A 6,335-nucleotide genomic window follows, 5' to 3' on the forward strand; every position below is an offset into this window, starting at 1 on the left:
GGTGACGCCATTGTCCCGCACCAGTCGCCGCGCCTCCTGCCAGCGGCTGTCGATACCTTCAGGGCCGAGCTCGCGCAGGGCGTCAATCAGGTACTGCCAGTGCGGACGCAGCCCACCGTCACAGGTGCGCATCTCGTCGAATTGACCGACGAGCGGCCGATAGGCATCGCCCAGTCGCATCGGCCCTTGAGAGGCAGTTGCTAGCTTAGCGGCCATCGGCGCGCAACGCTGACGCTAGCGAACATTGCCGGAGAGTAGACAGGCGGACTGCTTGTCGCGACAAGATCAGAGCCAAGAGGTCGGTCCTCGCTACACAGAGACAGACAGGGCCCAGCGGTGAGCGGCTGGCGGCAGCGTTCAATAGATCCACGGGATGAACTTGCTGACGCGCGCGGCATAGGCGGGATACTCAGGATGGCGCTCAGTCAGCCAGGCCTCCTCCTTGCGTGCCTTCAGATCGAAGAAGAAGAAGCCGAGGATGAGCAACAGCAAGTGCGACAAGCTGATCGAGTAGAGCGTCCAGGCCAGGGCCGCACTCAACAGGCTCGCGTAGAGCGGATGGCGCACCAGGCCATAGACACCATGCTGAACCAACTGATTGTGCTCCACTGGATAAGGCAGGGGCGTTAGATACTCACGGATGTGATGAGAGCCCAGCGCGCCGAGCAGCAGGGCCGCAAACGCGAACGGAAGCGCGAGGATCAGTCTTGGCAGCAGCAAGTCGGCATACAGCTGCGCGGAGAGTCCAGGATGCCATACCGGCGTAACGGCAAAGATGATCATCAGCGCGAACTGGATCGCGACCAGCATCTCGCCGCGTCGCCCGAGTCCTGGCCGATCACTGGGCTGACTCATAGAGTTCTCCACGTCTGGCGTTATCGGATAGCGTCAGTATCGCACTGCCCCGGGTGCTGCGTCGGTTTAATGCGAGCCGACGCCGACCCATCTCGCACTCAGCTCTGGACCAAACACTCACCATCGGTGCAGACTTAGGCGATTCCTGTCAAAGCTCATGCGGCCTTGCTTGTCTTTTCGCTCGCCTTCTTCGTCGCGCCGCCGGCCACGTAGCCCGGCCATTAGCCTGACTGGGCTCCCGGCGACGCTCCTCGAAGGCAAACAAACATCCTGCGCAATGCGGCACGAGCTTTTTCGGCAATCGCCTCAATCCATGCTCAAGCCAGTATTTTTCACGTTACTTGCGGTGACCAGTCTGTCCTTTGCCACCACTTCCGGTCTCATTGATGATTTTCGCCAACAGGAGAGCACATCGAGGCTCGGCACCGACTGGCGCCTGATAACCGATCAAGTGATGGGAGGGATATCGGCGGCCGAGATGACGCGCGCCGTCATCGACGGACGCCCAGCACTCTGCTTGACCGGCACCGTTAGCCTGGAGAACAACGGTGGCTTCGTCCAGATGAGCTTGGATCTCCAGCACGATCGCGGGCTGCTAGACGCAAGCGCCTTCGAGGGTCTCCGACTCATCGTGCGAGGCGATGGCGCTGACTACAACCTGCATCTCAAGACCACGGCCATCCAGCTGCCTTGGCAGTCGTATCGTGCCGCGTTCTCGACAGGCCCTGATTGGAAAGAGGTCCGGCTGCCATTCTCGAGCTTCCAGCCCCACCGGCTCGTTCCCACCCTAGACCCAGCCCGACTCAAGCGTCTTGGCATCGTCGCCATTGGACAGGCGATGTCAGCCGATGTGTGCATTGCAGAGATCGGCTTCTACTAGCATGACTGTCTAGAACCTTCTAGATCAATCCCCTCGAAACGACTGATTTTTAAGAAGAAAAACCAAGACGCCAAAGCAAGAGCGTTGAGCCAGAGCGGCCATCGCTTCCCTGAAGCCTCGACTTCAGCCTGCTCTCGCCCGCCAACACCACCAGCAGGCTCCATTGCTTCTCCTGGCCAGCCCAAGACGGCGGCCGAACTCGACATCACTCCACTTTACACCACCAGACGCGCCCAGAGGACCTAAGTCTCGCAAGCTCAAGGTGTTCGCGGAGCTTTGCAGAAGAAAACTAAGAGATGCGCGCTATCTCCCGGAAATATATCACTTATCAACTCTTCAAACAGGTTTTAGAAAACACGCTAATCGCTTTGTCATGCAAAGAAAAAACTGCGCATAAGACCTTGACCTTCTGAGATCCGCCTCTTAAGATTGGAAAAAAGTGGGGTGCAGTGGATTTTTGGGGTAATGACCGCCTAAAGGGGGGCCGGTCATGTTTAGGGGGACACAATTCCTAAATCTTGACGCCAAAGGGCGTCTTGCGATGCCTTCGCGGCAGCGCGAGCGGCTCGCGCAGCTCTGCGACTCCCACCTCGTCATTACTGCGCATCCACAGCGATGCTTGTTGATTTACCCAGAGCCGGGCTTTGCTGAGATCGAGCGCAAGCTCAACGCGATGCCCGCGCATCTTGCGGAAACCACCGCACTGCAGCGGCTCCTGATCGGGTACGCGAACGACGCCGAGATGGACGCTCAAGGGCGAGTGATGTTGACGCCAGCACAGCGCGAGTTCGCCGGGCTAGAAAAGCGCGTCGCGCTGGTCGGCATGGTGAATCGCTTCGAGCTATGGGACGAGTCGGCGTGGCAGGCAACGATTAAGGACGCGGAGGAAGTCGATCTCTCGAGATTGGCGACAAACCCAGAAACAGCATCTTTCTCCTTCTAGGCAGGGATTAGCACAGAACAACCGCACAGGGGGCGAGCCAGACAATGGCATCGCATGAGCACATACCGGTTCTATTGAACGAGAGCATGCAAGCGCTGGCTATAAAACGCACCGGCTGCTACCTCGACGGCACCTTTGGCCGCGGTGGACACGCGCGCGCCCTACTCGCTCAGCTCAGCGCCGCCGGACGCCTGCTCGCCGTGGACCGCGACCCAGAAGCGGTTGCCGCAGGCCAACGATTGGCCGCAACCGACCCGCGCTTCGAGATCAAGCAGGCACGCTACTCGCAGCTACCACAGCTAGCCCAAGCACGCGGCTGGAGCAGACGCGTCAACGGCATCCTGCTCGACCTAGGCGTCGCATCCCCGCAGCTCGATCAGCCAGAGCGTGGCTTCAGCTTCAACACCGATGCCCCGCTCGACATGCGCATGGACCCAAGCACTGGGCAGAGTGCCGCAGACTGGCTGGCCGCCGCGAGCGAGCAGATGATCGCAAAGACCTTGCAAACACTTGGTGAGGAGCGCTTCGCGCGCCGCATCGCGCGCGCCATCGTGACCGCGCGACAACAGACGCCCATCAAAACGACCGACCAGCTCGCAGCCCTCATCACACACACGGTTCCAACCCGCGAGCCGGGCAAGCATCCCGCGACGCGCAGCTTCCAAGCCATCCGGATCCAGATCAACGCCGAGCTCGAGGAGCTGCGAGCCGCGCTGGCAGGCGTCTGTGAGCTGCTCGCTAGCGGTGGTCGCTTGGTCGTCATCAGCTTCCACTCGCTGGAGGACCGGCTCGTCAAACGTTTCATCCGCGACGAGGCGCAGGGAGCCAGCATCCCGAAGGGCGTGCCGGTCCGCGATGCCGAGCTGTGCCGACGTCTACGGCCGATTGGTCATGCGACTCGCCCATCGGACGCCGAGATCGAGCGCAATCCACGCGCGCGAAGCGCTGTGATGCGCGTTGCTGAGCGGCTGCCATGAGGTCGTTGCCATGAAATCGCTGGGACTCCACACCGGATCAGTCGTCGGTCTTGGCTTGCTCGGCTTGGCAGTGGTCGCCACGGCAACCGCCGTCGTCTACGTCAAGTACCTAACTCGGATCGAGTTTGTCGACTTGCAATCAGTCCGTGCTGCACGCGATGCGCTCGATGTCGAATGGGAGCGTCTGCGGATCGAAGAGGCCGCCATGGGAACGCAGGCACGCGTCGAACGACACGCCCGCCAATCGCTACAGATGCACCTACCGAGATCGGGTGAGCTGCGTATCGTCGAGGTCAAGAGACCATGATCGAGGCCAATCGGATGAAGCACGCCTATCGGGCGCTGCGCGAGGCCGAGCAGCAGCGCATCCGCAAGCGTTTCGGTCAACGCCGACTCATGATCGGCGCGGCATTGGCGCTGGCCTTCGTCTCAGTCACGGCCAGCGCCTTCTTTCGCCAGGTCGTCGAAACCGATTTTCTCAAGGATGAAGGCGCGAAGCGTTTCCTGCGCGACCGCGAGATCCCAGCGCGACGGGGGATCATCATGGACCGCAACCATCAGCCCCTGGCCATCAGCACCTCGGTAGCCACCATCTGGGCCGATCCTCAACTGCTCGCTGCACGCCGCGATGCGCTCGAGCCCCTAGCCCGCGCGCTGGAGGAACCGCTCGCCGAGCTAGAGGCAAAGGTCGAGGACTACGCCGCGAAGGGTCGGCGCTACATGTATCTGCAACGACGCGTCGAGCCGTATCGAGCGCGCGCTGTCGAGGACGTCATCGAGACCTATCGTCTCAATGGTATTGGCATGGAGACCGAGTATCGCCGCTTCTACCCGAGTGGCGAGATCTTCGGCCAGGTCATCGGCTTCACCGATATCGACGACCAGGGTCAAGAAGGCATTGAGCTGGTGCGCAACAGCGAACTCAAGGCTGAGCCAGGCAAGCGCCGGGTGATCCAAGATGGCCATCGCCGCATCGTCGAAGAGGTCGAGCAGCTTCACGCGCCGGAGCACGGCGAAGACATCGTGCTCAGTGTCGATCAGCGCCTGCAATTCCTCGCCTATCGCGAGCTCAAGCGCACAGTGGAGGAGCACAAGGCAGTCGGCGGCTCGGCAACGCTCTTGGATGTCACCACCGGCGAGATCCTGGCGCTAGTCAACCAGCCCTCGTTCAATCCCAATCAGCCGCGGCAGGAGTCCGCCGAGGACCGGCGCAACCGGGCACTGACCGACGTCTTCGAGCCCGGCTCCACGGTCAAGCCCTTCGTGGTGGCGGCGGCACTCGAGCGCGGTGTGATACAACCGCATACGCCGATCAGCACCTCACCCGGCGTGATGCAGGTTGGCCGCAATCGGGTGCGCGACTATCGCAATCTTGGCCAGCTCGACACCACCAGCGTGATCACCAAGTCGAGCAATGTCGGCGTGGTCAAGATCGCCCAGCAGATGGATCGAGCCGTGCTCTGGCAGCTCTATCGGCGCATCGGCTTCGGCGAGACCGGCGACGTTGGCTTCCCGGGGGAGCGCAGCGGCTTTCTGCCTCACTTCAAGGGGTGGTCGAGCTTCGAGCATGCAACGCTCGCCTTCGGCTACGGACTGAACGTGACCACCCTGCAGCTAGCGCAGGCCTACGCCATCATCGCCGCCGACGGGATCAGTCGCCCAGCAACCCTGTTTCGGCGCGACAGCATCCCGCCCGGCGAGCGGGTCTTTGCGCCCGAGACCGCGCAGGCGGTGCGCTTGATGCTCGAGACCGTGGTGTCGGCCGATGGGACTGCGCGTCGCGCCGCGATCCCTGGCTATCGCGTGGCTGGCAAGACCGGTACCGCGAAAAAGGCCACCGGGCGTGGCTATGTCGAGGGCAAGTACCAATCGGTCTTCGTCGGCCTGGCCCCGGTCACCGATCCGCGCTTTGTGATGGTCGTCATGATCGATGAGCCTGGCGGAAAGGAGTACTACGGGGGCGCAGTGGCTGCACCGACCTTCGCTCGGGTGATGGCGGCTGCGCTACGCCTCTACAGCGTCGCGCCGGATGATCCAAAGCATCCGCTGATCTTGACCTCATCAACCGAGAGGACACCCTAATGGTCCTGCCCGCAGATCCACTCACCGAACGGCGAGACCTGAGCTGATGAGCGCACAGCAATCAGACCCGCACTCACCTAGCGGGACCATGTGGAGCCTCGGCGAAACGGCGCAGGCGATCGGGGCGCGGCTGGTCGGCGCTGACGTTAGCTACGCCGGCGTCACCACCGACAGCCGTAGCGACTGCCAAGATCAGCTGTTCGTCGCGCTTCGCGGGGAGCGCTTTGACGGCCACAACTATGTGGCCGATGCCACGAGCAAAGGCGCAGCGGCAGTGCTGGGCGACCGGCCGCTCTACATCGATGTACCGCAATTGATCGTCAAGGACACCCGGCTCGCCTTGGGCCACCTCGCTGCGGCTTGGCGCGATCGCATACCGGCTCGGATCATTGCGATTACCGGCAGCAACGGCAAGACAACGGTCAAGGAGATGACCGCTGCGATCCTGTCCGAGGCCGGCGCCACGCGCGCCACCCAAGGCAACCTGAACAACGACATCGGCATGCCACTGACGCTGCTGTCTGCGCGCAATGAACAGTTCCTGATCCTCGAGATGGGCGCGAACCATCACGGCGAGATCGGCTATATGACCGATATT

At 62.0% G+C, this 6,335-nt stretch carries 8 protein-coding genes; 6 read left to right on the top strand and 2 right to left on the bottom strand.

Annotation, left to right across the window (positions count from 1 at the left end):
• Together ACY693_RS13380 and ACY693_RS13385 are read right to left on the bottom strand one after the other, a co-directional pair.
• Positions 1 to 216: hypothetical protein (locus ACY693_RS13380; protein WP_462322325.1), on the bottom strand; the 216-nt coding region annotated here is incomplete at its 3' end.
• Positions 217 to 357: 141 nt separating this feature from the next.
• On the bottom strand, positions 358 to 855 hold the full coding sequence (locus tag ACY693_RS13385) for a methyltransferase family protein (RefSeq protein ID WP_462322326.1): 498 nt from the start codon (positions 853 to 855) through the stop codon (positions 358 to 360).
• A gap of 313 nt (positions 856 to 1,168) precedes the next feature.
• On the opposite strand from ACY693_RS13385, the gene ACY693_RS13390 reads away from it, so the two are divergent.
• From ACY693_RS13390 to ACY693_RS13415, 6 genes are all read left to right on the top strand, one after another.
• A complete protein-coding gene (locus tag ACY693_RS13390; protein ID WP_462322327.1) occupies positions 1,169 to 1,735 on the top strand; it encodes a CIA30 family protein in 567 nt (188 codons plus the stop codon).
• A 490-nt stretch (positions 1,736 to 2,225) separates the two neighbouring features.
• Positions 2,226 to 2,678 (top strand): division/cell wall cluster transcriptional repressor MraZ, encoded by a 453-nt coding sequence (gene mraZ / locus ACY693_RS13395; protein WP_462322328.1) that lies wholly within the window; start codon positions 2,226 to 2,228, stop codon positions 2,676 to 2,678.
• 44 nt (positions 2,679 to 2,722) lie between these two features.
• Complete coding sequence (gene rsmH, locus ACY693_RS13400) at positions 2,723 to 3,655, top strand: 16S rRNA (cytosine(1402)-N(4))-methyltransferase RsmH (protein ID WP_462322329.1); 933 nt, start codon at positions 2,723 to 2,725, stop codon at positions 3,653 to 3,655.
• Positions 3,656 to 3,665: 10 nt separating this feature from the next.
• Entirely contained in the window at positions 3,666 to 3,962 is a 297-nt protein-coding gene (ftsL, locus tag ACY693_RS13405) for a cell division protein FtsL (RefSeq protein ID WP_462322330.1), read from the top strand.
• Entirely contained in the window at positions 3,959 to 5,737 is a 1,779-nt protein-coding gene (locus tag ACY693_RS13410) for a peptidoglycan D,D-transpeptidase FtsI family protein (protein ID WP_462322331.1), read from the top strand. Before ftsL ends, ACY693_RS13410 begins: the two co-directional genes overlap by 4 nt.
• Positions 5,738 to 5,825: 88 nt before the next feature.
• Positions 5,826 to 6,335: Mur ligase family protein (locus tag ACY693_RS13415; protein ID WP_462322332.1), on the top strand; the 510-nt coding region annotated here is incomplete at its 3' end.

Source organism: Halochromatium sp., assembly GCF_054919635.1.